Source organism: Streptomyces sp. AM25, from assembly GCF_058146165.1.
In genome coordinates, this window is record NZ_JBKIWN010000002.1 from 23,242 (window position 1) to 48,939 (window position 25,698).

The 25,698-nt window shown below is 72.4% G+C and carries 26 protein-coding genes and 1 pseudogene; 21 read left to right on the forward strand and 6 right to left on the reverse strand.

Translation table 11 applies throughout. The features are described from left to right. Positions 1-17 precede the first annotated feature (17 nt). The 13 genes and pseudogenes from ACLHRZ_RS02270 (at position 18) to ACLHRZ_RS02330 (ending at position 10,877) form a co-directional block, all read left to right on the forward strand. Positions 18-758 carry a Mut7-C RNAse domain-containing protein gene (locus ACLHRZ_RS02270; RefSeq protein WP_490416482.1) on the forward strand — a complete coding sequence of 247 codons (741 nt, stop codon included), beginning with the start codon at positions 18-20 and terminating at the stop codon, positions 756-758. Positions 759-1,071: 313 nt separating this feature from the next. Next, a pseudogene (locus ACLHRZ_RS02275) lies at positions 1,072-1,206 on the forward strand (D-2-hydroxyacid dehydrogenase family protein); the annotation flags it as partial. Between the two features lie 158 nt (positions 1,207-1,364). Beyond that, entirely contained in the window at positions 1,365-1,931 is a 567-nt protein-coding gene (locus ACLHRZ_RS02280) for a GNAT family N-acetyltransferase (RefSeq protein WP_490416483.1), read from the forward strand. A 229-nt stretch (positions 1,932-2,160) separates the two neighbouring features. Beyond that, positions 2,161-2,946, forward strand: a complete 786-nt coding sequence (locus ACLHRZ_RS02285; protein WP_490416484.1) for an alpha/beta fold hydrolase — start codon at positions 2,161-2,163, stop codon at positions 2,944-2,946. Continuing rightward, a complete protein-coding gene (locus tag ACLHRZ_RS02290; RefSeq protein WP_490416485.1) occupies positions 2,943-4,550 on the forward strand; it encodes an amino acid adenylation domain-containing protein in 1,608 nt (535 codons plus the stop codon). The genes ACLHRZ_RS02285 and ACLHRZ_RS02290 overlap by 4 nt, the downstream gene beginning before the upstream one ends. Beyond that, a complete protein-coding gene (locus ACLHRZ_RS02295; protein WP_490416486.1) occupies positions 4,547-4,810 on the forward strand; it encodes a phosphopantetheine-binding protein in 264 nt (87 codons plus the stop codon). Before ACLHRZ_RS02290 ends, ACLHRZ_RS02295 begins: the two co-directional genes overlap by 4 nt. Further along, positions 4,807-5,967 carry an acyl-CoA dehydrogenase family protein gene (locus ACLHRZ_RS02300; protein WP_490416487.1) on the forward strand — a complete coding sequence of 387 codons (1,161 nt, stop codon included), beginning with the start codon at positions 4,807-4,809 and terminating at the stop codon, positions 5,965-5,967. Before ACLHRZ_RS02295 ends, ACLHRZ_RS02300 begins: the two co-directional genes overlap by 4 nt. Positions 5,968-5,983: 16 nt before the next feature. Beyond that, positions 5,984-7,183, forward strand: a complete 1,200-nt coding sequence (locus ACLHRZ_RS02305) for an acyl-CoA dehydrogenase family protein (RefSeq protein ID WP_490416488.1) — start codon at positions 5,984-5,986, stop codon at positions 7,181-7,183. Positions 7,184-7,188: 5 nt separating this feature from the next. After that, positions 7,189-7,716: a flavin reductase family protein gene (locus ACLHRZ_RS02310; RefSeq protein WP_490416489.1), complete on the forward strand. Its 528-nt coding sequence runs from the start codon at positions 7,189-7,191 to the stop codon at positions 7,714-7,716. Positions 7,717-7,767: 51 nt separating this feature from the next. Further along, a complete protein-coding gene (panD, locus tag ACLHRZ_RS02315; RefSeq protein WP_490416490.1) occupies positions 7,768-8,184 on the forward strand; it encodes an aspartate 1-decarboxylase in 417 nt (138 codons plus the stop codon). Continuing rightward, positions 8,181-8,915 carry an SDR family NAD(P)-dependent oxidoreductase gene (locus ACLHRZ_RS02320; RefSeq protein WP_490416491.1) on the forward strand — a complete coding sequence of 245 codons (735 nt, stop codon included), beginning with the start codon at positions 8,181-8,183 and terminating at the stop codon, positions 8,913-8,915. Before panD ends, ACLHRZ_RS02320 begins: the two co-directional genes overlap by 4 nt. 31 nt (positions 8,916-8,946) lie before the next feature. Then, on the forward strand, positions 8,947-9,774 hold the full coding sequence (locus ACLHRZ_RS02325) for a phytanoyl-CoA dioxygenase family protein (protein ID WP_490416492.1): 828 nt from the start codon (positions 8,947-8,949) through the stop codon (positions 9,772-9,774). Beyond that, the gene (locus ACLHRZ_RS02330) at positions 9,771-10,877 is read left to right on the forward strand and encodes a zinc-binding dehydrogenase (RefSeq protein WP_490416493.1); all 1,107 of its coding nucleotides are present in this window, start codon (positions 9,771-9,773) and stop codon (positions 10,875-10,877) included. The genes ACLHRZ_RS02325 and ACLHRZ_RS02330 overlap by 4 nt, the downstream gene beginning before the upstream one ends. Positions 10,878-10,940: 63 nt before the next feature. Here ACLHRZ_RS02330 and ACLHRZ_RS02335 read toward each other — a convergent pair whose 3' ends face one another. Continuing rightward, positions 10,941-11,768 carry a helix-turn-helix transcriptional regulator gene (locus ACLHRZ_RS02335; RefSeq protein WP_490416494.1) on the reverse strand — a complete coding sequence of 276 codons (828 nt, stop codon included), beginning with the start codon at positions 11,766-11,768 and terminating at the stop codon, positions 10,941-10,943. A 126-nt stretch (positions 11,769-11,894) separates the two neighbouring features. Between ACLHRZ_RS02335 and ACLHRZ_RS02340 the strand changes: the two genes are divergently transcribed. Continuing rightward, entirely contained in the window at positions 11,895-13,079 is a 1,185-nt protein-coding gene (locus tag ACLHRZ_RS02340; RefSeq protein ID WP_490416495.1) for an MFS transporter, read from the forward strand. An 86-nt stretch (positions 13,080-13,165) separates the two neighbouring features. Next, complete coding sequence (locus ACLHRZ_RS02345) at positions 13,166-13,633, forward strand: hypothetical protein (RefSeq protein WP_490416496.1); 468 nt, start codon at positions 13,166-13,168, stop codon at positions 13,631-13,633. Positions 13,634-13,654: 21 nt separating this feature from the next. Here ACLHRZ_RS02345 and ACLHRZ_RS02350 read toward each other — a convergent pair whose 3' ends face one another. Both ACLHRZ_RS02350 and ACLHRZ_RS02355 read right to left on the reverse strand, forming a co-directional pair. Then, positions 13,655-14,959, reverse strand: a complete 1,305-nt coding sequence (locus ACLHRZ_RS02350; protein WP_490416497.1) for a NucA/NucB deoxyribonuclease domain-containing protein — start codon at positions 14,957-14,959, stop codon at positions 13,655-13,657. Positions 14,960-15,108: 149 nt separating this feature from the next. After that, complete coding sequence (locus ACLHRZ_RS02355; protein WP_490416498.1) at positions 15,109-16,299, reverse strand: cytochrome P450; 1,191 nt, start codon at positions 16,297-16,299, stop codon at positions 15,109-15,111. A 144-nt stretch (positions 16,300-16,443) separates the two neighbouring features. Between ACLHRZ_RS02355 and ACLHRZ_RS02360 the strand changes: the two genes are divergently transcribed. The 3 genes from ACLHRZ_RS02360 to ACLHRZ_RS02370 all read left to right on the forward strand — a co-directional run bounded on the left by ACLHRZ_RS02360 (position 16,444) and on the right by ACLHRZ_RS02370 (position 19,013). After that, positions 16,444-17,016, forward strand: coding sequence for a TetR/AcrR family transcriptional regulator (locus ACLHRZ_RS02360; protein WP_490416499.1), 573 nt, complete (start codon positions 16,444-16,446; stop codon positions 17,014-17,016). A 103-nt stretch (positions 17,017-17,119) separates the two neighbouring features. Beyond that, positions 17,120-18,019 (forward strand): phytoene/squalene synthase family protein, encoded by a 900-nt coding sequence (locus ACLHRZ_RS02365; RefSeq protein WP_490416500.1) that lies wholly within the window; start codon positions 17,120-17,122, stop codon positions 18,017-18,019. A 28-nt stretch (positions 18,020-18,047) separates the two neighbouring features. Next, the gene (locus tag ACLHRZ_RS02370) at positions 18,048-19,013 is read left to right on the forward strand and encodes a polyprenyl synthetase family protein (RefSeq protein WP_490416501.1); all 966 of its coding nucleotides are present in this window, start codon (positions 18,048-18,050) and stop codon (positions 19,011-19,013) included. A gap of 11 nt (positions 19,014-19,024) precedes the next feature. Here the strand turns inward: ACLHRZ_RS02370 and ACLHRZ_RS02375 are convergent, their stop codons facing one another. The 3 genes from ACLHRZ_RS02375 to ACLHRZ_RS02385 all read right to left on the reverse strand — a co-directional run bounded on the left by ACLHRZ_RS02375 (position 19,025) and on the right by ACLHRZ_RS02385 (position 22,361). After that, positions 19,025-21,397, reverse strand: coding sequence for an ATP-binding cassette domain-containing protein (locus tag ACLHRZ_RS02375; protein WP_490416502.1), 2,373 nt, complete (start codon positions 21,395-21,397; stop codon positions 19,025-19,027). 99 nt (positions 21,398-21,496) lie between these two features. Continuing rightward, complete coding sequence (locus ACLHRZ_RS02380) at positions 21,497-21,913, reverse strand: VOC family protein (protein WP_490416503.1); 417 nt, start codon at positions 21,911-21,913, stop codon at positions 21,497-21,499. A gap of 10 nt (positions 21,914-21,923) precedes the next feature. Beyond that, entirely contained in the window at positions 21,924-22,361 is a 438-nt protein-coding gene (locus tag ACLHRZ_RS02385) for a helix-turn-helix domain-containing protein (RefSeq protein ID WP_490416843.1), read from the reverse strand. A 100-nt stretch (positions 22,362-22,461) separates the two neighbouring features. Here ACLHRZ_RS02385 and ACLHRZ_RS02390 point away from each other — a divergent pair, with 100 nt between their 5' ends. The 3 genes from ACLHRZ_RS02390 (at position 22,462) to ACLHRZ_RS02400 (ending at position 25,675) form a co-directional block, all read left to right on the forward strand. Further along, entirely contained in the window at positions 22,462-23,226 is a 765-nt protein-coding gene (locus ACLHRZ_RS02390) for an ABC transporter ATP-binding protein (protein ID WP_490416844.1), read from the forward strand. Continuing rightward, a complete protein-coding gene (locus ACLHRZ_RS02395; RefSeq protein ID WP_490416504.1) occupies positions 23,223-23,960 on the forward strand; it encodes an ABC transporter permease in 738 nt (245 codons plus the stop codon). The genes ACLHRZ_RS02390 and ACLHRZ_RS02395 overlap by 4 nt, the downstream gene beginning before the upstream one ends. 101 nt (positions 23,961-24,061) lie before the next feature. Further along, on the forward strand, positions 24,062-25,675 hold the full coding sequence (locus ACLHRZ_RS02400) for a M48 family metallopeptidase (RefSeq protein WP_490416505.1): 1,614 nt from the start codon (positions 24,062-24,064) through the stop codon (positions 25,673-25,675). The last annotated feature ends 23 nt before the right edge of the window (positions 25,676-25,698 follow it).

Sequence of the window (25,698 nt, forward strand, 5' to 3'; positions counted from 1 at the left end):
GGTGGCATGCTGGGGATGTGAACGGACCCGAGATCGCCATCAGCTTCGCCCCCGGCCTGCAGCTCTTCGTCGAACCGGGGCGGCGGCACCGGGCCCGTACCACCGTGGTCACCGACGGCGCGTCGACGCTCGGCCACGTGGTGGAGTCGCTCGGCGTCCCGCTCACCGAGGTCGGCAGGCTGCTGGTCGACGGCCGGGAGACGGCCGTCTCGCACGTGCCGGGCGCGGGGGAGACCGTGGAGGTCGAGGCGGTCGCCCGGCCCCAGGAGGTGCCGGGCGCGCCCCTGCGGTTCCTGCTCGACGTGCACCTGGGGACGCTCGCGCGCCGGCTGCGGCTGCTGGGCGTGGACGCCGCCTACGAGAGCGAGGACATCGGCGACCCGGCCCTCGCCGCGCTCTCCGCCTCCCAGCGCCGGGTGATGCTCTCCCGCGACCGCGGGCTGCTGCGCCGCCGCGAGCTGTGGGCGGGCGCGTACGTCTACAGCGACCGCCCGGACGAACAACTCCGCGACGTGCTCGGCCGGTTCGCCCCGGCCCTCGCCCCGTGGACCCGCTGCACCGCGTGCAACGGACCGCTCCAGGACGCCGAAAAGGACGCCGTCCGGGAACAGCTGGAGCACGGCACGCAGCGCACCTACGACGTCTTCGCCCAGTGCACCGCGTGCGAGCGCGTCTACTGGCGCGGCGCCCACCACGCGCGGCTGCAGGCGATCGTCGACGAGGCGGTCGGGGAATTCGGGGCCGTGGACGTGCGGTAGCGCCCCGTAAGGGGCGCGGGGAACTGCGCGACCGGCCATGGCGCACCCGCAGTCGGCGTTCTCGGGGCTTCGCCCCGGACCCCGGGGTGGTGTGTCCGCTGCGGGTCGTCGGTGACTGGTCGCGCAGTTCCCCGCGCCCCTTACGGGGCGCTACGGTGCCGCGCAGGCTGCTCGTCACCGCGGCACGGCACGGCGTCACCGTGGACGGACGTGACTGCCTGGAGCCGGAACCTGACGGACGAGCGGGCCGCCGATGCCGGCGTCCGGTGCGCGGCGTCGAAGGAGGAGTAGCTGGAGAGCAGCGACCAGCTGCCGCTCGCTGCCGAACCTGCTGGCCACGCCCCACCTCGGGTACGTGACGCGGCGCAACTACGAGGGCTACTTCGCCCAGGCGGTGGAGGACATCGAGGCGTTCCTCGCGGGCGAGCCCGTGCGCCGGCTGGGGTGAGCGCGGGCCGCAGTAGACCGTTCGGGTGATGCCGGGGCGGTGGCCGCGCTGGTCAGGGGCGGGTCGTGGGGGAGGGGCGGGGCCGGGCCGCCGCCGGCCCCTGCGAGAATCCGCGCCGCGCGCCACCGCCCCCGTACGGTCTTCCCTTGAGGAATCGCATGAGCAGCCCGCACGTCCTGCTGACCGGTGAACGTCTCGCCCTGGGCATGCCCCGCCCGGAGGCGCTGGCCGAGTACCACGCCTGGGAGAGCGACCCGACCACCATCCTCGGCTACGGCGGCCGCTTCCCCCAGCCCTGGGAGGCCCGCCTGGCCACGTGGGAGCGGCGGCGGGCGGACCGGGACCACGTCCAGTTCGAGCTGCTGCGCGCGAAGGACCGTCAGCCGGTGGGCCTCACCTGGCTGCAGATCAACGCCACTGCCGCGACCGCGGAGTTCGCGATCCTCATCGCTCCCGCCATGCGCGGCAAGCGGTATGCGGAGGAGTCGACCCGGCTGACGCTGGACTGGGCGTTCCACCTGGGAGCGCTGCGTTCGGTGTGGCTGAGGGTGCTGGAGCCCAACCGGGCCGGGCTGGCCGCCTATGAGAAGGCCGGGTTCCGGTTCGCCGGGCGGCTGCGCAGGTCGGGGCACTGGCTGGGGCAGTGCGTCGACGAGCTGCTGATGGACGCCCTTCCCGAGGACTTCCCCGGCCCGTCGGCCCTGTGCGGCGTTCTCGGGAAGTGAGGTAAAGGCATATCCTGCGCCGTACCCGGTTGCGGATGTCAAGTCCCCTACCGTGCAATTGAACAGACGGCGTACTGCATCAATACCACACGCCTGCACGGACGTTGAGGCGTCAACGAGGTTCTTTGGTGACATTCCCAGGGCCTGCCGGACGCTGTTTCATATTTACCGATGGCTGCGCGCCGAATTACCCAGTCATTTTCCGCACCCGAACGAGAAAGGGATTGATGTGCCGATAGCCGAGACCCGAAACGGCCCCGTCGAGCATGTTCTCCTCGACGGCGACCCCGACCTGGCGCCGCTCGTCCTCCTGCACGGCGGGCTCGGCTGCATCGCGAGCTGGGGACGCTTCCCCGCCCTCCTCGCCGCGGCCACCGGACGCCGCGCGCTGGTGTACTCCCGCCTCGGCCAGGGCGGTTCGGGACCCGCCGTGCGCCCGCGCACCCCCCGCTACATGCACGAGCACGCCCAGGAGGACCTGCCCGAGCTGCTGGACCTGCTCGGCATCCGCAACCCGGTCCTGGTCGGGCACAGCGACGGCGCCTCCATCGGGCTGCTGTACGCCTCCGTGCGCCCCGCCACCGCCGTGGTCGCCCTCGGTCCGCACCTGTACTTCGAGGAGCAGAACCGCCAGGGCATCGAAGCGGCCCGCGCGTCCTTCGAAGCAGGGCCGCTGCAACGGAAGATGGCCCTGGTGCACAACGACCCGCGGGGCGTCTTCGACAGCTGGAGCGGGGTGTGGCTCTCCGAGGGGTTCCGCGACTGGAACATCGAGAAGGACCTGGACGTCACCGCGCCGGTCCTGCTGATCCAGGGCGACCAGGACGAGTACGGCACCCTCGACCAGCTCGACTCCGCCGAGCGCGCCCTGCGCGGCCCCGTGCGGCGCGTGGTGCCCGAAGGCGTCGACCACTACCCCCACCTGGTCCGCCCCGACCTCGTCGTCGACGCCGTCTGCGCCTTCCTCGACGAACACGCCCCCGGCCGCCCGATCCCCGCGGAGACCCTGCAGTGACCCCCACCGCCACCGTCACCGACGGCACCACCGAGACCCTGCGGCTGGACGGCCTCCTGGCCCGCTCCGCCCGCCTGCACCCCGACCGCCCCGCCCTCTCCGGCGCGGGCGAGGCCTGGACGTACGCCGAACTCGACCGGGCCGTCGGCGCGTTGGCCGCCCGGCTGACCGAGGACGGCCTCATACCCGGCGAACGCGTCGGCGTCCACGCGCCCAAGACCCCCTCCACCGTCATCGCCCTCTACGCCGCCCTGCGGGCCGGAGCCGTCGTCGCCCCCCTCGACACCGCCGACCCGCCGGCCCGCACGGCCCGGATGGTGCGCAACGCCGGCATCTCGCTGCTGCTCACCACCGACCGGGCGCTGCCCGTGTGCCGCAAGGCCGCGGCCGAGGCCCGCGACGGCGCCGAGCCGGACGCGGAGCCGCTGGAGCACGGGCTGCACCGGCTGCGCGTCCTGGACGGCGACGACCGCCCGGCCCCGCTGCCCGCGCCGGCCGACCGCGGCGGGTACATCCTGTTCACCTCCGGCAGCACCGGCTGGCCCAAGGGCGTCCTGCTCTCGCACGCCAACGTCGCCCACTACGCCCAGTGGGCCGCCGCCGAGTTCGGCCTCACCGAGCACGACAGGATCGGCTCGCAGGCCGCCCTCACCTTCGACCTGACCACCTTCGACCTGTACGGCGCGGCCGCCGCCGGAGCCTGCGCGGTGCTCATGCCGGACATGCTGCGGGCCTTCCCGCGCGACGTGGTCGCCTGGCTCAACGACGAGCGGATCACGGCCTTCATGGCCGTCCCGTCCCTGTACCACAACATGCTCCAGCAGGGCGGCTTCGCCGACGCCGTGCCGCCGACCCTGCGCGTGGCCTTCTTCGGCGGCGAGGCCTTCGCGCCGCAACTGCTGGAGGAGTACCTGGGCCTGCTGGGCGACGTGCCCTTCTACAACCTCTACGGGCCCACCGAGACCAACGCCTGCACCTACTGGCTGATGCCGCGCGACTGGACCGCCGACCGGGAACTGACCATCGGCCGCGGCATCGGCGGCGTCGACATCGAGATCCTGGACGACGACGGCCGGCCCACCGACGGGGAGGGCGAGATCCACATCGCCGGACCCACCGTCTTCCAGGGCTACCTGCGCAACGGCGAACTCGCCGACCCCACCGTCACCGTGGCCTTCCGCGACGGCGCACCCCGCCGCGCCTACGCCAGCGGCGACATCGGCCGGATCACCCCCGACGGGCGCGTCTTCCTGCGCGGCCGCCGCGACTCCCAGGTCAAACGGCGCGGCCACCGCATCGACCTGCTCGACGTGGAGAGCGCCGTCCTCGACCTGCCCCAGGTCACCACCGCGGCCGTCGTCGCCAAGGACGGCGGCGACCACGCGGGCGAGATCTGGGCCTACGCCCTGACCGACGCGGGCGAGCGCGAGCTCCTCGCCGAACTGCGCGGCCTGCTGCCCAAGCGCATGCTGCCCGACCGGGTCGTCCCGGTCGCCTCGCTGCCCACCACCACCAGCGGCAAGGTCGACCGGCGCGCCCTGAGCACCCTCGCCGACACCCCTGACGGCACCCCCTCCCACACCCTTGAGGAGAACCGCACATGAACAGCGTCGAAGACCTCTGCGCCCTCATCAGCAGCAAGATCACCTGGGCCCGGGGCGAGGACCCGCAGAGCCTGACCCCCGACACCCCGCTCCTCGAACTCGGCCTGCTGGACTCGCTGGCCATCATGGAGATCGTCTCCGCACTGGACAAGCAGGCCGGCATCGTCCTCCCCGAGACCGAGATCGTCGCGGCCAACTTCCGCAGCCCCAAGGCCCTGTGGACCGCGATAGAGGACCTCACCGGCGAGGCCCGCAAGTGAGCACACCCACCGACCGCCTGCTGCGCTCCGGCCCCGCACCCGCCGAGGAACTCGTCGACGCGTGGCGCGAGCGGGCCCGGCCGGCCGTGGAACAGACCGAGGGCAAGGACTTCCGCACCCAGTGGCAGACCATGGCCGACCTCGGCGTGCTGCGCATGGACGCGCCCGGCGGCGAACACCCCGGCCCGGTCACCCGCGCCCTCGCCGCCGTCGAGGGCATCGGCCTGGCCGGCGCCGACCCCGGCATCTGCTACGCCCTGGCCTCCCAGCTCTTCGGCATGCAGTTCCCGCTGCGCGCCACGCTGCCCGAGCGGGCCTGGCAGTCCCTCGCCCACATCCAGGACGGGCGCACGATGCTGTGCCACGCCCTCACCGAGCGCACCGCGGGCAGCGACCCGCTGTCCATGGACACCCGTGCCCGGCGCGACGGCGACGGCTATGTGCTCGACGGTGCCAAGACCTTCATCACCGCCGCGCCCGTCGCCGACCTCGCCATCGTCTTCGCCCGTACCGCGGAAGGCCGTTCACCGTTCGCGCTCTCGGCCTTCCTCTTCCCGGTCGACACCCCCGGCGTGAGCCTCGGCGAGACCTTCGACAAGACCGCCCTGCCCACGGTCCCCATGGGCGAGCTGGTCTTCGACGGCGCCCGCCTGCCGGCCTCGGCACTGATCGGCGAGGAGGGATCCGGCCTGGCCGTGATGTCCTCCACGACCGCCTGGGAACGCGCCGTCGTCCTCGGCTACGCGCTCGGCCCCATGCGCCGCACCCTGCAGCGCACCGCCGAATGGGCCGGAACGCGCGAGCACTTCGGCCGCCGCATGGGCGCCAGCCACCAAGTGGCCGCCCGCATCAGCGACATGGCGCTCGCGCTGCACCGCTCCCGCATCCAGCTGTACGCGATGGCCGCCCGGCTCGACGCCGGAACGCCCGCCCGGCAGCTGGCCGCCGAGGCGGCCCTCACCAAGATCTCGGTTGCCGAGGACTACGTACGCCTCAGCGAGCACGCCACCGCGCTCGCCGGCGTCCGCGGCTTCCTCCCCGGATCCGGTCTGACCGCCGACCTGCACAGCCCGATGGCGGCCCACGTCTACGCGGGCCACAACGACCTGCTGCGCGTCGGTGTCGCCCGCCAGTTCGGCCTGCCGGTCGAGAACTGACACGAGGAAGGACCCCATGACCACCACCGCCACTCTGCCGGCGACCCTCGACGAGCTGCTCAAGCTCGCCGAGGAGACCGGCCGGACCCTGGCCCCCCTCGCCGCCGACGTCGACGCCCAGCGCGACAACGGCCACGAGGCCTACCGGATCCTCCGCGAGAGCGGCCTGCTCGGCCTGCTCGTCCCGCGCGAGGCCGGCGGAGCCGGGCTCGGCTTCGCCGACTACTCCCGCGTCCTGGCCGTGCTCGGCGCCCACAACGGCGCCGCCGCCCTCGGCTACAACATGCACAACGTCGTCATCGGCGCGCTCTCCGAATCCGTCGGTGCCCAACTGCCCCCGGCCGCCGAGGCCTTCCGGGCCTGGATGTTCGACGAGGTCGTCAACGGCCGCAAGCTCTTCGCCTCCGCCACCTCCGAGGCGGGCACGGGCGCCAAGCTGCGCGGCATCCGCACCAGTTACCGGCGCTCCGAGGACGGGCAGCACTACGTCCTCAACGGCGAGAAGTCCTTCGTCTCGCTGGCCGGCGCCGCCGACTACTACATCGTCGTCGCCCGCGCCGAGGGCACCGAGGGCAGCAGCGAGGTCTCGCACTTCGTGGTCGCCGCCGACGACCCCGGCGTCGGCTTCGGCGAGGTGCACAACCTGTCGGCGCTGTACGGCACCAGCACCGCCGCCATGAAGCTCGACGAGGTCACCGTGCCGCGCTCGCGCCTCTACCTCGGCGTCGAGGGCATGTCGCTGTTCAAGCTCGTCCGCGAACCGCACTGGATGGCCGCCGGCTACACCGGCGCCTACCTGGGCATCGCCGAGGCCGTCTACCGCTACACCGTCGACTACGTGGCCGCCTCGCCCAAGCGCGCCGACTCCCCGGTGCTCCAGCGCGACCTGGGCCGGATGTCCGCCCGGCTGCGCGCCGCCCGGGCCCTGGTGCACGAGGCAGGCGAGTACGTCGACACCCAGCGCGGCAGCCTGGAGGCCAACGCCATGGTGCACGCCGCCAAGTACATCGTCGGCGAGGTCGGCCCCGCGCTCGCCCAGGACGCCGTGCGCATCTGCGGCTCGGCCGCCGTCAGCCGCGCACAGCCGCTGGAACGTTTCATCCGCGAGGTCGCCTTCTCCGCCGTGATGCCCGCCAAGCCCGACGAGTGCCTGGAGTACGTCGGCAAGGCCGCCCTCGGCGTCAACCTCTACAACGCCCAGGCGTTCGAGTGGTGAGCCCCATGTCCCCCGTCGAAACCGCCCCTGTCGAGACCGCACCCACGGTGACGCCCGACGCCTTCCGCGCGCTGATGGGCTCCCACCCCGGCGGCGTCGCCGTCATCACCACCACCGACGCCCTGGGCGACCCGCACGGATTCACCTGCACCGCCTGGTGCAGCGTCTCGCTCGACCCACCACTGCTGCTGGTGTGCGCGGCGAACACGAGCAGGACGCTGCCGGTGATCGCCGAACGCGGGGCGTTCGCCGTCAACCTCCTGCACGGCGCCGGGCGCCGCGCGGCCGAGGCCTTCGCCGGCCGCGCCGCGGAACGCTTCTCCACGGTGCCGTGGCAGCCGTCCCCCGAGACCGGGCTGCCGCTGCTGCCCGAGGACGCCCACACCGTCGCCGAGTGCCGCGTCGTGCGCCTCGACCGGGCCGGCGACCACACCATCGTGCTCGGCGAGGTGATCCGCACCGACGCCCCGGACGGCCCCGGCCCCGGGCCCCTGCTCTACGGCATGCGCCGCTACGCCACCTGGCAGGCGTGAGCAACTCCCCTTCCGTGACTGCTGATTCACTACTGATTTCGAGGTCGAACCATGTACCGCACCATGATGAAGTCCAAGATCCACCGTGCCACCGTCACCCAGGCCGATCTGCACTACGTGGGCTCCGTGACCGTCAGCGCCGACCTGATGGAGGCCGCCGACCTGCTACCCGGCGAGAAGGTCGACATCGTCGACATCGACAACGGCGCCCGCCTGTCCACCTACGTCATCGAAGGCCCCCGCGACTCCGGTGTGATCGGCATCAACGGCGCCGCGGCCCGCCTCATCAGCCCCGGCGACCTCGTCATCCTCATCGCCTACGCGTCGGTGACGGACGAGGAGGCCAAGGTGCTGGACCCGCGCGTGGTCTTCGTCGACGAGCACAACGCCGTCAGGTCCCTGGGCACCGACCCCGCGGACGTCCCCGCGGACTCGGGCCTCAAGCGCGGCGACATCCTCGCCGGATGACGCCCACCGCCGTGGTGAGCGGCGGCACCCGCGGCATCGGCCTGGAGCTCGCCCTGCGCCTGTGCGCACTGGGCCACCGCGTGACCGCCCTCTACCGCACCGACGAACAGGCCGCCCGGCAGGCCGAGAAGGAGGGCGCCGGACGGCTCCGCACCCTCCGGGCCGACCTCGCGCGGCCCGCGGAGATCCGGGACGCCTGCGCGGAGATCCTCGCCACGGACGGCGCACCCGCCGTCCTGGTCAACAACGCCGGCATCAACCGCGACCGGCCCTTCCTCTCCCTCACCGGCGAGGACTGGGACGATGTCCTCGCCACCAACCTCTCCGCCCCCTTCCACCTCGTCCGGGCCCTGGCACCCGCCATGGCCGAGGCCGGCGGCAGCATCGTCAACATCGGTGCCACCACCGCCATCCGCCCCCGGGCGAACGGCGCGAACTACTGCGCCAGCAAGGCGGGGCTGCTGCAGCTCACCAAATGCATGGCCCTCGAACTGGCCCCGCACATCCGGGTCAACGCCCTGATCCCGGGCTTCACCGACACCCCCGAGGTCACCGAACGCTACCGGCTGGACGATCCCGACGTGCGCGCGGCCGTCCTCGCCACCATCCCCGCGGGCCGGATCGGCACCCCCCGGGACATCGCCGACGCCCTGGAGTTCCTCGTCACCTCCCGCAGCTCCTACCTCACCGGGCAGCAGCTGATCGTGGACGGCGGGAACTTCATGGGCTGACCGCGCCCGCCCGCGAACTCCCCTACACACCATGGAGTACTGCACCATGCACCTGACCCAGGAGCAGCTCGACTTCTACCACGACAACGGCTTCCTGATCATCGAGTCCCTGCTGGACCCGCGCGAGGTGACGGCCCTGCGCGAGGCCTTCGCCCGCGACTGCACCGTCCCCGGCCCCCACCTCGTCACCGAGGACACGGGCCAGGAGGTCCGCGCGGTCTACGCCTCCCACCACCGGCAGCCCGAGTACGCCGGACTCGTACGCGACCCCCGCGTGCTGGGCCCCGTCCGCCAGCTGCTCACCGACGACGTCTACGTCTACCAGTTCAAGATCAACGCCAAGCCGGCCTTCGGCGGCGACAAGTGGGCCTGGCACCAGGACTACCTCGCCTGGCAGCTCGCCGACGCCCTGCCCGCACCCCGGCAGGTCAACATCGGCGTCTTCCTCGACGACGTCACCGAGTTCAACGGGCCGGTCATCTTCCTGCCCGGCTCCCACCGCAACGGCATGGTCCGCGACGGCCGCAAGTCCGACGCCCGCTCGGAGCAGCACCTCGACCCCGACGACATCGCCCTGACCCCCGGGCAACTCGCCGAGCATGTCGACCAGTACGGCATGTCCAGCCCCAAGGGCCCGGCCGGCTCGGTGGTGTTCTTCTCCCCGGAGATCGTGCACGGCTCCGCGCCGAACATGTCCCCCTTCGCCCGCCGGCTGCTCATCGCCACCTACAACGACGTCACCAACCTGCCCAGCTGGTCCGGCGAACCCCGCCCCGACTACGTCGTCTGCCGCGACACCGAGCCGCTGCGCCCGCTGTCCGAGCCCTTCCTCGACGCCCTCGAGGGGGTGACGGCATGACCGCGCGCACCGGAAAGGCCGTGGTCCTGGAGGAGTTCGGCGCGCCGCTCGCCCTGCGCGAGTTCGGCATCCCGCAGGCCCCCGCCGGGGGCATGATCGTGGCCTGCGGCTACGGCGGCATCTGCGGCACCGACCTGCACCTCCAGCAGGGCCACCTGCCCATCCCCACCCCGCTCGTCCTGGGCCACGAGGGCTACGGCGTCATCCGCGAACTCGGCGCCGGGGAGCACCGCGACGCCACCGGCGCACCGCTGGCCGAGGGCGACGCGGTGATGTGGGCCTCGTCCATCGCCTGTGGCGCGTGCCCGCCCTGCCGGCTGCACCGCGAACCCACCCTGTGCGAGAACCGCCGCACCTACGGCGTCAACCGCCCCGTGACGGAGGGGGCCGGGCTGTCCGGCTCGTGGGCCGACCACATCGTGCTGCAGCCCGGCACCACCGTCGTCAAGGCGGCCGAGGGCGTCGACCCGCTGGCCGCGATGTCGCTGGCCTGCGCCGGACCCACCGTGGTGCACGCCCTCTTCGAGCGCCGGCCCGTACGGCTCGGCGAGACCGTCGTGGTCCAGGGCAGCGGGCCCGTCGGCCTCGCGGCGGCGGCCTTCGCCCATCTCGCGGGCGCCGCCAAGGTGATCCTCGTCGGCGGCCCCGCCGAACGGCTGGCCCTCGCGGCCGAGGCCGGCATCGGCGACGTGCACATCGACATCGCCGGGGCACCGGACGCCGGGCACGTCCTGCAGCAGGTGCGCGACGCCACCGGCGGCGCCGGGGCGGACCTCGTCATCGAGTGCGCCGGAGTGCCCGCGGCCGTCGCCCAGGGCCTCACCCTGGCCCGCCGCGGCGGCTCGTACCTGGTCATCGGCCAGTACTCCGACGCGGGCGACACCCTGCTCAACCCGCACCAGATCGTCCACCGCCAGCTCGACGTCATCGGCTCCTGGGCGTTCACCGGCGCCCATCTCACCGAGTACGTACGGCTGTTGCCCACGCTGGCCGCCCGCTTCGACCTCGCCGGCCTGGTGACGGCGTACCCGCTGGAGCAGCACGCCGAGGCCATGGCGGCGGTCGCCGCCGGGTCGGTGATGAAGGCCGTGCTCACCAGCTGAACATGCAGGACATCACAGGGAGCCGCCCGCGATGCACAGCGGGCGGCTCCTTCCCGTGCCCTCTCACGCCCCTCCGGCCAGGCGCCGCACGGCCGTTGCCGTCCCCGGGTCGTCCGGCACGTAGGCCAGGAAGTGGTGTCCGGGCTCGTCCACGGCCGCCAGCTTCACGTATCGCAGGTGCAGATCGCCCGCCACCGGGTGACGGAAGTGCCGCACCGCCGGGTGGAACGCCGCCGTCTCCCGCTGCCCGTACCAGCGGGCCGCCTCCGGGTCGGCCAGCAGCTCCTCGACGATCTCGGCGTACCGCCCGTCCCCGGGATGCCGCGCCGCATGCGCGCGGAACTGGCCCAGCAGGCTGCGCGCTTCGGGCTCCCACTGCGCCAGCAGCGAGCGGCTCGGCGGCCAGCGGAACACCAGCCACAGCAGATTGCGCTGCTTCGGAGGCAGCCGCGCCGGGTCGGTGAGCAGCGCCGCGTAACCGGCGTTCCACGCCAGCAGGTCCCAGTGCGGGTCGATCACCACCGCCGGGTTCGGGTCCGTCGCCTCCACCAGCGACAGCAGGTTCCGCGAGACCCAGCCCGGCGCCGCCGACCCGGTCTCCGGGGCGTCCTCGGTGAACGACAGCACGTGCGCCGTCTCGTCCGCGTCCAGCAGCAGTGCCCGCGCCACCGCACGCAGCACCTGCTCCGAGGTGCGCACCCGGCCCTGCTCCAGCCACGCGTACCAGGAACCGCTGATCCCGGCCAGCCCGGCCACCTCGCCCCGGCGCAGCCCGGGGGTGCGCCGCCGCGGCGAACCCGGCAGGCCCACGTCGGCCGGTGCCAGCCGCTCCCGGCGGGAGCGCAGGAAGGCCCCGAGCTCCTGACGCGGCGTGCGCGTCGTGGTGTCCATCGTCCCCCCGGTCTTCCCCGTGACGGCTGCTGACGAGCCTGTCAGCGATGGTAATCGGTTGAGGTGATCACGACGGGCCGCCGGGCGGTGAGATGGAGGCATGGGTGAAGAGAGGAGAACCTCCCCATGACTACTGTCGCGTCCCCCGTTTCCGCCCCTCCTGCAACCGGGCTTCCCAAGCAGTCGCTCCGGATGCTGAGCGCCGCCGGATTCGTCAGCAACTTCGACCGTTTCTGCATCGCACCGATGCTCGTGCTCATCGGCACGCATCTCGGCGCCTCCCTCTCGACCGTGGTCCTCGCGGCCAGCGGCTACTACCTCTGCTACGGGCTCATGCAGCCGGTGTGGGGGCTGGCCAGCGACCGGCTGGGGCGGGTGCGGGTGATGCGGTTCTCCCTCGTGGGAGCGGCCGTTGCCGCGTTCTGCTCGGCGGCGGCGCCCGATGCATCCGTACTGATCGTGGCGCGGGCCGTCGCCGGGGCCTTCTTCGCGGCCTCGATCGCCGCCTCGCTCACCTACGTCGGCGACACCGTCCCCGCGGCGGTGCGGCAGCGCCCGCTGAGCTCGCTGATGACGGCCTTCGCGCTGGGCACGGCCGTGGCCACCGTGGTGGCCGGAGTGGTGGCCCTGTACGTCAGCTGGCGGCTGGTATTCGCCCTGCCGGGCCTGCTCGCGGCGTACCTCGTGTTCGCCCTGCGCCGCCTGGAGGAGCCCGAACGGGAGCCCGTCGGCTCGCTGTTGGCGCCCATACGGGACGTGCTGCGCTCGGGCTGGCAGTGGTACGTCATGGCCGTGGCCGCCCTGGAGGGCGCGGTGCTGCTGGGCTTCCTGACCTACATCGCCCCGGCCCTGGAGGCACGCGGCGTGCCGACCGCACTCGCGGGAGCGGTGTCCGCGCTCTACGGCGTGGGCTCCATGTCCGCCGCCCAGTGGGTCAAGCGCCTGGTGGGCCAGTGGGGCGCGGTCCGGCTGATCGTGGCGGGCGGTGTGCAGATGGCCGCCGCCTACGCGGTCGCGGCGGTCAGCCAGTCCGTGCCGGCGCTCGTGGTGACGGCCCTGCTGCTGGGCGGCGGCTGGTCGTTCATGCACTCCACGATCCAGTCGTGGGCGACCGGCCTGTCGGCGACGGCCCGGGCGACCGGAGTGGCCATGTTCGGCGTGGCTCTGTACGTCGGCAGCGCGGTGGCCAGCGCCGTCTCGGCCGCGGCCGCCGGGGCGCACCACTACGGGGCGCTGTTCACCGTCGCCGCGGTCCTGACGGTGCCGCTGACGGTGGCGGCGGCGGTGGGGCGGTCGCGGTACGGGAAGTAGGGGTTGGCGGTGATGCTGCTTCTGCCGGGAAGATGTCGTCCCGGCAGAAGCAGCGTTCGTTCGTACCGATTTCCCGGGAGGCCGACGTGACAGCTGTGATGCAGACGTCCGAGCAGGTGGTGGGCGTCGAGCGGGGGCAGTTCGCCCTGTGCGACGCGTCGGCGCCGTTCGACGACGAGCAGCCGTGGCGGCTCCCGGCGCTCGAAGGGCGGCAGTTCGCCGTCAACGGCAGCGGGTTGACGGTCGCCAGCACCGTCGCCATGCACGACGCCGATGTGCGGCTGGAGTTGTGGGACGGGCCGCCCCCGGAGCAGCCGGCCGGGCCGCCGGTGGGCGAGTGCGTGCTCGACGTGCCGTCCGGTGCGGTGACGGCCTGGGCGGTGGCGCACGGCCCGGCGGGCGAGCCGATGGAGCTGGGCGGGCCCGGAGCGTACGCCGTGCGCCTGTACCGGCACGGAGGCGGTCCGGTGGCGCGGGCACGGCAAGAGGCCGCGGACCCGCCGCTGTTCGGCGGTCTGGAGCGGTACGTCATCCAGCTGTGGGCCCGGGGGTGACGTACCGCTGACGCGTCAGTGTCAGTGGATGGTGACGTAGAAGGCGTCCTTGTGCAGGATCCGGTCGGCCACGTACCAGTTGTTCAGGTCGGTTCCGGCGTTGCCGTTCTGCGTGCCGTTGACGTACTTCACCGAGAAGTTGCCGTCGCCCTTGCCCGCGCCCTCCCAGGACGAGGCGAAGGGGTACTCGTCGCACTCCTCGCCGGCCTTGTGCGGCAGGTGGGCGCAGGTGCTCTGGACCTTGTTGCGGTTCTTGTTGTACTCGGCGGTGGCCGTCGCGTCCCAGTTGGACACCAGCCGGTGCAGCGGTCTGCCGGAAGCGACGCTGCCCGGAATGGACTTGGTGTGTCCGGCGGGCGCGGGGGGATAGGTGGCCGCCGGGTTGGTCTGGGCGAGCCGGATGTGCTGGGCGACCGCTCCGTTGCGCGTGCTGCGGACGCTGTACTCGCCCATGACCGGCATGACCCGGTCGAATATCCCCGCGCCCTTGGAGCCGAGGTAGCTCGCGGAGTCGAAGCGGACGCCGTTGTCGAGCACCGTCCCGGTGCCGCCGCTGTTGGTCACGTTCGAGCGGATCGCGCAGCGTGCCACCTTGTCGCGGCCGTAACCGTCGTTCGCCGCCGAGGAGATGGTGTGGATGGCGGTCCCGCCCGCCTGCCACTCGCTCAGCAGGTTCGGCCCGGAACCGAAGACGTCGCACGCCTTGTTGCTGCCGTCCGGCCCGCGGTAGCCGGCGGTGGCCCACCCGATGGAGAGCAGTCCGTCGGTCGTCTCCCCGATCCGCCGGAACTGGTCCATGCCGGTCACCATGCGGATGACCCGGGAACCCTTGGTGCCGTCCCCGGCCGTGGTGTTCCGCCACGAGACGGTGCCGACCACCTTGCCGTTGACCAGGACGGAGTACCCGAGCGGGGTGACGCGGCAGTACGCGTAGTGGTTGAGGATCTGCTCACCGGACGTCGGCAGCAGCTTCCGGCAGGTGGTCAGGTCCGCACCGGCCGCGAGTGCCGATGCGTTCCGGGACGTGGCCGTGGACGTGTAGGTGGTTCCCAGCCGTTGCGCGGTCACGTCACCGTGCTCGTGCAGTGTGGCCGGCGGCTGCGGTACGGAATCGGGCCACTGCGCGTCCCGGTTCTGCGCTCTGGCGTCCCATCTGCTGCCGATGGCGGGCAGCGGATGCGCGGCGTCTACGACCTGTATGGGCGTCGTGACGACGTCGGTCTTCGCGGCTGGGCCCGGTTGTGCCACGGCAGAGGTGGCGGGGAGGGCGGTGCAGGCGGCGCCGACCAGGGCGGTGGTCAGCGCACGGCGTATCGGCCAGTGCATGGGCGCTCCTAGAGTCGCTCCTCGTGGCCTGTTGGCCACGGCAGGGCGACGCTAGGCATGCCGAACACGTGAACCAAGAGTTCCGGCCGAACCGCCCACCGCAGAAGGGCGGTTTTCGGCCACTCCAGGAGCCTGCCGTGCTCCGCGTCTCACCACCCCACCGGCATCTCCCGCGGTCCGCGGACCAGCATCTGGGTCTTCCAGACGATCTCACCGGCCGGACGGAGGCCCGGGAGCCGCAGAGAGAGCGCTCTGAGAGCCTCCTGCAACTCCACCCGGGCCAGCGGTGCCCCGAGACAGTGGTGCACGCCGTGGCCGAACCCCAGGTGCTGGTTGCCCTGCCGGGACAGGTCGAGTCCGTCGGGCGCGCTGAAGCGCCGGTCGTCACGGTTGGCGGCGCCCATCGACACCAGGACGGCCTCGCCCTCGCGCACCAGCGTCCCGCCCACCTCGACGTCCTCGGTGGCGTAGCGGGGCACACCGGCCGCCATGCCCATGGGGACGAAGCGCAGCAACTCCTCGACCGCGGCCGGGATCAGGGCCGGATCGGCGGCCAGGCGCGCGAGTTCGCCGGGGCGGTCGAGGAGGGTGTGCACGAAGTTGGGGATCTGGGTGGCCGTGGTCTCGTGCCCCGCGACCAGCACCGCCACGCACAGGTCGATCAGCTCCTGCTCGGACAGCCGGTCCTCCTGGTCGCGGGCCTCGATCAGGGACGTCATCAGGTCGTCCGCGGGCCGTCCACGGTGCTCGGCGATCAGCTCGCCCATGTAGGCACGCAACTCCTGCCTGCTGGCCTCTGCTTCCTCGGCCGTGAGGGAGCTCGTGGAGAGCGCGTCGTCGCTCCACTTGCGGAAGAGGGGCCGGTCCGCCTCGGGCACGCCGAGCATGCGGCAGATGACGGAGACGGGCAGCGGCAGCGCGAAGGAGTCGACCAGGTCGGCGGGTTGGCCCGCCGCCACCATGTCGTCCAGCAGGCTTCCGGCCAGAGCGCGGATGTCCGGGCGCAGCCGCTCCATCCGCTGCACGGTGAACGCCCCGGCCACCAGCCTGCGCAGCCGGGAGTGGTCGGGCGGGTCCATGGCGAGGATGCCGGTGTTGTTCTGGTTCGCCGACTGCCGGGGCTCGTCGTGCGCGACGCAGGCGGCGCGGCTGAACCGCTGGTCGCCCAGGACGAGCCGGGCGTCCGCGTACCGCGTCACCAGCCAGGCCGGCTCGCCGTAGGGCAACTGGACGCGCGGCAGGCCCTCGTGGGCGCGCGCCTCGGCGTACTGCTCGGACAGCTCCAGTCCGGCGGCTTCGTTGAAGGGGTAGGCGGCGGGCTCGGCGGGGGAGACGGACATCCGGACTCCTCGTTCCTTCGCAGGGGCAGTAAGGTCTCGCGGCGGTGCAGGAGCATGATGTAAGCAGGTGCTTACATCGACCGTAGGACGGGACGGGGCAGGCGTCAACAGGGCCTGTCGGCCCGGCGCTTGAGGAGGACCGGAATGACCGCAGAGAAGCCGGCGCGCCGACGCGACGCCGAGGCCACCCGCAGATGCCTCGTCGAGGCAGCTGCTCAGCTCTTCGCCGAACGCGGCTACGACCGCACGACGGTGCGCGCGATCGCCGACCGCGCCGGCGTCAACCAGGCCCTGCTCTTCCGCTACTTCGGCTCGAAGACGGCGCTCTTCGGCGAGGTCGTGGCGATGAACGGCCGCCGGCAGCTGGAGGAGACCCCTGCCGAACAGCTGCTGCAGACCGCCCTGCACAACCTGCTCGCCCCGGCCGGCACGTCGGCTGCCGACCGCTCGCTCGAAGTGTTCCTGCGCTCCGCCGGCAGCGACGACGAGGCGGCGCAGACGAACCGCCGCCTGACCGAGGAGTACGCCGCGGCGCTGACCGGCCTCACCGACGCCGACGACGCCGAACTGCGCGCCGCGCTGGTTCTCGCCTGGCTGCTCGGCATCGGCCTCACCCGCGTCGTCGTCCGCCAGGAACCCCTGGCCAGCGCCGATCCGGAGCACGTGAGCCGGCTGATGCTGGACGCGGTGCGCAGGCTTCTGGAACGGATGCCGTGACCCGGTCCCGGTTGCGTACGCCGTGTTTCACGCTTGCCGCCGCCTCGTGCGCCCTGCCGGACGGTCTGGACGTGCATCGGGGCAAACCGGAAGGCTTGATCGGGTGTTGGTACGACGGTGGCTGGACGAGGCGGGCATCTCCGACCCCGCATTGCGGCAGGGCTACATCATGTGCGTTCGGGATGCCGCTCGTCAGGACCGGGGGAGTGCCCGCTGGTGGGGTCTGCGGGCGGTGCCCGCGGCACTGCGTCCCCATGCCGGGGCGCTCATCAGCATGGCGTTCGCCGCCGACGCACGCGTCGACACCGGCCCGGCCGGTGAACGACGACGCCGGTTCGAGGAGTACGCCGATGCCGTCATGTCCGCGGTCACCACCGGTTGTTCAGCGGACCCGGCCCTTCACGCCACGGCCCATACCGTCCGCACCTTCGCGCTGCCGGTGTCGCTGTTCGAGGGCCACTTCCTCGCACAGCGACAGGATCTCGACCACAGCGGGTTCACGACGTACGACGAGCTGCGGCAGTGGTTGACGAACTTGACCGGTGCGCCGATGGTCGTCGCGATGTCGCTCCTGGCGGGTCGTGACGTCGCTCGTCGGCTGGAGCCGGCGCTGCGCGAGTTCGGTGAGCTGATCCAGTTGACGGATGTGCTCTGCGATCTCGGCGAGGACCTGCGCGGAGGACGGCTGTATCTGCCCCTGGAGGACCTCGACCGGTTCGCAGTCCGCGCCGGGGACCTCAGGGCAGGGCGGTGGACATCCGGCGCGGCCGGACTCGTCGCGTTCGAGGCCGGCCGGATCACCCGGCGGCTTCCCGCTCTGGTCGCCGACATGCAGCGCCACACCGATGCTCGTCTCCTGGGCGTCGCGGAGAAACACTGCGCGCTGTTCCTGCGCGAGGTGCTGGCCGACGGCCCCGCAGTGCTGCAACGGCCCCCGCGACCGGGCTTCACCGAGGTACTGGACGTATGGCAGTCGCACTGGCGCAGCACGATTCCCTGCTGAACGTGCAGGAGAGCGAAGGAGGTCGGTCATGGCGGTCGTCGCCCCGGAGTCCCTGATCCCGCTCATCCGGGCCGAGTTGCTCCGGTGGGCGGGAAGCGGCGAGAACCTCATGGAACTGGCCTGCCTGGATGCGCTGTTCCCCTTGGGCAAGCTCCTGCGCCCCGTCCTGTGCGTGGAGTCGGCGCAGGCCGTCGGCGGCGACGCCGGAGCCGTGCTCCCCTTCGCGGCCGGCATCGAGTGCGTGCACGTGGCCAGCCTCGTCCACGACGACATCGTCGACCAGGACCCGGTGCGCCGTGGACGGGCCTCGACCGCCGAGCAGTTCGGCATCGCGGAGGCGTTGCTGGCGGGGGACGGGCTCTCGGTCGCGGGACAGGCAGCGATGCTCAGCTGCGGTCCGGCGGACCGCGTGCTGGAGGCGGCACGCGCGGTGACCGACGCACTGCAGCGCATGTGCCGCGCCACGATGCGCGAGATGGAGATCCGGGAGGATCTGGACTGCGGCGTGCCGACCGTGCTCGGTGTGATCCGCGGCAAGACCGCTGCGCTGACCGGCGCATCCTGCCGGGCCGGTGCCCTCCTGGCGGGTGCGACGGCTGAGCAGAGCGGATGTCTCGGCCGGTACGGCGAACTGCTCGGCGAGGCGTTCCAGATCGGCGACGACCTGCTGCCGTACACGGTGGACGAGCGGGAGACCGGCAAGCCCGCGATGAGCGATGTCGCCAACCGGCAGCCGACGTTGCCGGTCCTGCTCGCCTACCGGGCTGCGGACGGGACCGACCGTCGGCGGCTCGCCGCGGTCTTCCGCGGCGAGTCCGATCCCGGCACGGCGCATCGGCACGTCCGGGACATCGTGATCGGAACCGGCGCGGCCGCCGAGGCGGCGCGGCAGGTACGCGCCTGCGTCGATGCCGCCCGCGCGGAGCTCGACGGCATTCCCCGCCCCGACCGGCTCGCGGAGCTGGCCCTCTCCGTGGTGGACCGCCACCGCTGAGGCCGCCCGGGTCAGTTGCCGACGTACTCCGCGAGATGCTCCCCGGTGAGGGTGGACCGGGCGGCGACGAGATCGGCCGGCGTGCCCTCGAAGACGACGCGGCCGCCGTCGTGGCCCGCGCCGGGGCCGAGGTCGATGATCCAGTCGGCGTGTGCCATGACCGCCTGGTGGTGCTCGACGACGATGACCGACTTGCCGGAGTCGACAAGCCGGTCGAGCAGGCCGAGCAGGTGCTCGACGTCGGCGAGGTGGAGGCCGGCGGTCGGCTCGTCGAGGATGTAGACACCGCCCTTCTCGGCCATGTGCGTGGCCAGTTTGAGCCGCTGCCGCTCGCCGCCGGACAGCGTGGTGAGCGGCTGGCCGAGGCTGAGGTAGCCGAGCCCGACGTCGGCGAGCCGCTCCAGGATCCTGTGCGCGGCCGGGGTGCGCGCCTCGCCGGTGCCGAAGAACTCCCCGGCCTCGGTCACCGGCATCGCGAGCACCTCGCTGATGTCGCGGCCGCCCAGGCGGTACTCCAGCACCGATGCCTGGTACCGCTTCCCCTCGCACTCCTCGCAGACGGTGGCGACGCCGGCCATCATCGCCAGGTCGGTGTAGACCACGCCCGCTCCGTTGCATGTCGGGCACGCGCCCTCGGAGTTGGCGCTGAACAGCGCCGGCTTCACGTCGTTGGCCTTGGCGAACGCCTTGCGGACCGGGTCGAGCAGCCCGGTGTACGTGGCCGGGTTGCTCCGCCGGGAGCCGCGGATCGCGCTCTGGTCGACGGCCACCACTCCCGCACCGGGCGGGATCGACCCGTGCACGAGCGAGCTCTTGCCGGAGCCGGCGACGCCGGTGACGACGGTGAGCACGCCGAGCGGGACGTCGACGTCGACGCCGCGCAGGTTGTGCGTCGTCGCGCCGCGGATCGGCAGCCTGCCGGTGGGCTTGCGGACCGTCTTCTTGAGGGCGGCCCGGTCGTCGAGATGCCGGCCGGTGACGGTGCCGCCGGCCCGCAGCCCCTCGACGGTGCCCTCGAAGCAGACGGTGCCGCCCGCCTGTCCGGCGCCGGGGCCGAGGTCCACGACGTGGTCGGCGATCGCGATCATCTCCGGCTTGTGCTCCACGACGAGCACCGTGTTGCCCTTGTCCCGCAGCCGCAGCAGCAGTTCGTTCATCCGCTGGATGTCGTGGGGGTGCAGGCCGGTGGTGGGCTCGTCGAAGACGTAGGTGACGTCGGTGAGCGAGGAGCCGAGGTGGCGGATCATCTTGACGCGCTGTGCCTCGCCGCCCGACAGCGTGCCCGACGGCCGGTCGAGCGAGAGGTAGCCCAGGCCGATCTCGACGAACGAGTCGAGGGTGTGCTGCAGTTTGGCGAGCAGCGGCGCCACCGACGGTGCTTTGAGGCCGCGGACCCAGCCGGCGAGGTCGCTGATCTGCATCGCGCACGCGTCGGCGATGGTGATCCGCTTGATCTTCGACGACCTGGCTCCCTCGGCGAGTCGCGTGCCGTCGCAGTCGGGGCAGGTGGTGAAGGTGACCGCCCGTTCCACGAACTCCCGGATGTGCGGCTGCATCGCCTCCTTGTCCTTGGCGAGCATCGACTTGCGGATCCGCGGAATCAGGCCCTCGTAGGTCATGTTGATGCCCGCGATCTTCATGCGGACCGGCTCGCGGTGGAGGAAGTCGTGCAGTTCCTTCTTGGTGTACTTGCGGATCGGCTTGTCCGCGTCGTAGAAGCCGGACTCGCTGTAGAGGCGGTGGTTCCAGCCGCCGGCCTTGTAGCCGGGGACGGTGATCGCGCCCTCGGCGAGCGACTTGGAGTCGTCGAAGAGCTGGGCGAGGTCGAGGTCGGTGACCGCGCCCCGGCCTTCGCAGCGCGGGCACATGCCGCCGGTGCGGGAGAAGGTCGCCTTCACCGTCTTCGACGTACCGCGCTCGACCGTGATCGCACCGCTGGCCTTCACCGAGGGGACGTTGAAGGCGAAGGCGCTGGGAGGACCGATGTGGGGCTTGCCGAGCCTGCTGAAGAGGATGCGCAGCATCGCGTTGGCGTCGGTGGCGGTGCCCACGGTGGAGCGCGGGTCGGCGCCCATCCGCTGCTGGTCGACGATGATCGCGGTGGTCAGGCCGTCGAGGACGTCGACGTCGGGCCGCGCGAGGGTGGGCATGAAGCCCTGGACGAAGGCACTGTAGGTCTCGTTGATCAGCCGCTGCGACTCAGCGGCGATGGTGTCGAACACCAGGGAGCTCTTGCCCGAGCCGGAGACACCGGTGAACACCGTCAGCCGCCGCTTGGGGATCTCGATGCTGACGTCCTTGAGGTTGTTCTCGCGCGCACCGTGCACGCGAATCAGCTCGTGACTGTCGGCAGCGTGCGGCGCGCTCTTCGCGGCCTTGGTCATCGTCTCTCCGTCCAAATCTGCGCCCTGAAGGGGCGCGGGGAACTGCGCGCCCAGCCACGACGAGCCCGCAGCCGACGCACTGCGCTTCCTGTGGATTCGCTACCGCGTACGCGGCTGGGTGAAGCGGAGCATGTTGCCGGCCGGATCGCGGAAGGCGCAGTCGCGGACGCCGTAGTGCTGGTCCATCGGCTCCTGGAGGACCTCGCCGCCGGCGGCCCGGATGCGTTCGAAGGTGGCGTCGCAGTCGTCGGTGGAGAAGATCACGCCGCGCAGCATGCCCTTGGCCAGCAGTTCCGCCATCGCCTGCCTGTCGGCCGGCGAGGCGTTGGGGTTGGCGAGCGGCGGTTCGAGGACGATCTGCACGTCCGGCTGCTCCGGCGACCCGACGGTCACCCACCGCATCCCCTCGAACGCGACGTCGCCGCGCACCTCGAGGCCGAGGACGTCGCGGTAGAAGGCGAGCGCCGTGTCATGGTCGTCGACTGCGATGAAGCACTGGGAAAGCTTGATGTTCATGCCCCCGACGCTACGAGGCGGCAGCCGATTCCGCTTCTCCGATCCTGACCGGTTCGCCGTTCCTGCGCGGCCGCGTGAAGATCTTGGCCACGCACGCCGGGATCGCGGCGCCCGCCTCGTGGCTGCGGGCCCGGTAGGCGCTGGGACTCTCGCCGACCAGCTCGGTGAAGCGCGAGCTGAACGACCCCAGCGAGGTGCAGCCGACCGCGAGGCAGACCTCCGTGACGCTCAGATCACCCCGCCGCAGCAGCGCCTTCGCCCGCTCGACGCGGCGGGTCATCAGATAGCTGTAGGGCGTCTCCCCGAAGGCGGCGCGGAAGCTGCGCGAGAAGTGCCCGGGCGACATGAGGGCGACGTTCGCCAGCGCCGGCACGTCCAGCGGCTGCGCGTAGTCGCGGTCCATCGTGTCCCGGGCGCGGCGCAGCCGCACCAGATCCTCCAGGTTCATGCGCACCAGCATCGCACGCAGCGCTGACATGCCTCCCTGCGAGCAAAAGCCATGGCCTGCGCTTGACGGGGCGGGCGCCGAGCAGGAAACTCACCGTGTGATGAATTATGGCGAGGGGGCCGCCCCCGCGATCCGTGCCACCGGCCTGACGGTCGTCCGCGGTGGCCGTACCGTCCTGCACGGTCTCGATCTCGACGTCCCGCGCGGCTCGGTCACCGGCCTGCTCGGCCCCAGCGGCTGCGGCAAGACCACGCTGCTCCGCTCGATCGTGGGCGTGCAGCGCGTGGCCGGGGGGCGGGTGGAGGTGCTCGGCAGCCCGGCCGGAAGCGCTGCGCTGCGCGACCGGGTCGGCTACGTCACCCAGGCACCCTCCGTCTACGGCGATCTGAGCGTCGCCGAGAACCTCCGCTACTTCGCCGCCGTCCTCGGCGCACCGCCCTCCGACCCCGACCGCGTGATCGCCGAAGTCGGTCTCGCCGCCCATGCCCACGACCTGGTCGCCCGGCTCTCCGGCGGCCAGCGCGCCCGCGTCTCGCTGGCCGCGGCCCTGCTCGGCACCCCCGAACTGCTCGTCCTGGACGAGCCCACCGTCGGCCTGGACCCGGTCCTCCGTCAGGAGCTCTGGCGGCTCTTCCGGCAACTCGCCGACGGGGGCGCCGCCCTGCTGGTCTCCAGCCATGTCATGGACGAGGCCACCCGCTGCGACCGCCTCCTGCTGATGCGCGACGGACGGCTGCTCGCCGCCGGCACCCCTGCCGAACTGCTGCGCAGGACAGGGGCGTCCGACGTCGACAGCGCCTTCCTCGCCCTCGTCGCCCAGGCCCCGGACGCGGCCGCCGCCATCCCCTCCGGAGACGCCTCGTGAACACCGCCCGCACCCTCGCCACTGCCCGCCGGGTGCTGGCCCAGCTCCGGCACGACCCGCGCACCATCGCCATGCTGCTCGTGGTGCCCTGCGTGCTGCTCGCCCTGCTCCGCTACATGTTCGACCAGCAGCCCCAGCTCTTCGACCGCGTCGGCGCGGCGCTGCTGGGGATCTTTCCGCTGCTGGTGATGTTCCTCGTCACCTCGGTCGCGATGCTGCGCGAGCGCACCACCGGCACGCTGGAGCGGCTGCTCACCATGCCCCTGGGCCGGCTGGACCTGCTGCTCGGGTACGCCCTCGCCTTCGGCCTGGTCGCCCTGGTGCAGGCGGTGCTCGCCTCGGCGCTGACGCTCGGGCTGCTGGGGCTGAAGGTGGCGGGCCCGGCCTGGCTGCTCTTCGCGGTGGCGGTCGGCGACGGCCTGCTGGGCATGGCGCTCGGCCTGCTGGTCTCGGCGTTCGCGGCCACCGAGTTCCAGGCGGTCCAGTTCCTGCCCGCCGTGATCCTGCCGCAGCTGCTGCTGTGCGGGCTCTTCGCCCCGCGCGCGAGCATGGCGGCCGTCCTGCGCTGGGTCTCGGACGTGCTGCCGCTCTCGTACGCGGTCGACGCGATGGCCAGGCTGACCACCACCGCAGGCGTGGACGCCCTGCTGGTACGGGACTTGGCCGTCATCGCGGGCGCCGCCCTGCTCGCGCTGTCGCTCGGCGCGGCCACGCTCCGCCGCCGCACGGACTGAGCCCGGCCGCATTGCACGTAAAATAATCACAGCTCGATCTAAAGGCCACGTAAAATCCCCGCGTCCTGATTTTTCTCGATGTGGGGGGGGTACTCCGCCCTGTGGGCACTTCTCTGCGCGCCCTGCGTGCACTTGTGCTGCTGGCCGGCTTCTATCTGCTCGCGCTTGTCGTGCTCGGCGTGTTCGTCGGCATCGACGTGGTGGCGTGGACGCGGGCTCCGGTCGTTGCAGCGATCAAAACAACCGCGGTCACCGTGGTGTTCGGCTACCCCGTGCTCAAGGGCGTCTTCGCGCTCGGCGCGTCCAAGGGCGGGGAGGAGCACGGGCTGCCGGTGACCGAGGGCGAGCAGCCCGAACTGTGGCGCGCCGTACGGTCCCTGGCCGAGCGGTCGGGCACGCGGGCGCCGGACGAGATCGTCCTGACCGGCGACGTCAACGCGGCCGTCTCCGAGGACACCCGGATGCTGGGCCTGCTGCCCGGCCGGCGCCGCCTGTACCTCGGCGTCCCGCTGCTGACGGGCCTGACCGAGCCGCAGCTGCACGCCGTCGTCGCGCACGAACTCGGCCACTACGGCAACGCGGACACCCGCGTCGCCGGCATCACGCGGCGCGGCCGCGACGCCGTGGCGCGGACGGTGGAGGCGTTCCAGGAGCGCGAGCAGAGGGCCGTCAAGGACGAGCGCTCGCGGCAGGAGCGGGCGGCCGCCAAGAGGCTGCGCAAGGGCAGGAAGCCCCGGAAGGTCAACACCGGCGGCGCAGGCTTCGGTCACCGGATGATGGCCAAGCCGTTCCAGGCGTACGCACGCTTCTACCTGCGTGCCACGCACAGCGTCGGCCGGCAGCAGGAGCTCGCGGCCGACCGGTTGGCGGTCCGGGTCGCGGGCCGGGAGGCCACGGCCTCCGCACTGCGGGCGACCGCGGCCCTCGACGCCGCGCACGACCACTACATGGAGAGGTACGCCACGATGGGCGTCCCGGCGGGCGTCCTCCCGCCGCACGGCGAGGTCTTCGGTGGTCTGCGGCACCTGCTCGCCGACCCGCACCGCCAGGCGGACATGGCCGACCTGCGCGGCGAGTTGCCGCCCGACGCGGCGTCCCCGTACGACTCGCACCCTCCGGTGGCCGAGCGCGTACGGCTCGTCGAGGAACTGCCGGACGACGGCATGGCGGCGGCACCGGCGCGCCCCGCCCTGGAGCTGCTGCGCGACCCCGAGCGGGTGCTCGTGGAGCTGGAGGGCGCGGTCCTCACGCCGGAGGCGCTGGCCCTGGAGCGCGTGGAATGGCCGGAGTTGACGCACCGGGCCGCACTCGCATGGGCGCAGCAGGCCGCGCAGCCGCTGCGCTCGGCGATCTCGGAGGCCGGACTGGCGGCGGGCCTCGCCGCGGACGACCTCAACGCCCTGCTGGACGCCGCCGACGCCGGCCGGCTGTGGCAGGCCGCCGGTCACCTGCCCAAGTCGCCGGAGGCCGCACAGGCGACGGGCCGCGCCGCGCGGGAGTTCCTGCGGCCCGCACTGGAGACCGGCGTGACCCGGCTCGCGGAACTGGCCCTGGTGGAACGGGCCGGGGCGCGCTGGGAACTGTCCTGGTCCGCACCTGCCCGACTGGTGCTGCCCGGGGCCGGGGACGTGGCGGACGCGCTGGCCGCCGCGGTGCGGAGCGCTGTCGCGGACGTACCGGACACGCTGCCCCTGCGCACGCTCCTCGCCGACTGACCCGACCCACCGACGACTTGAGA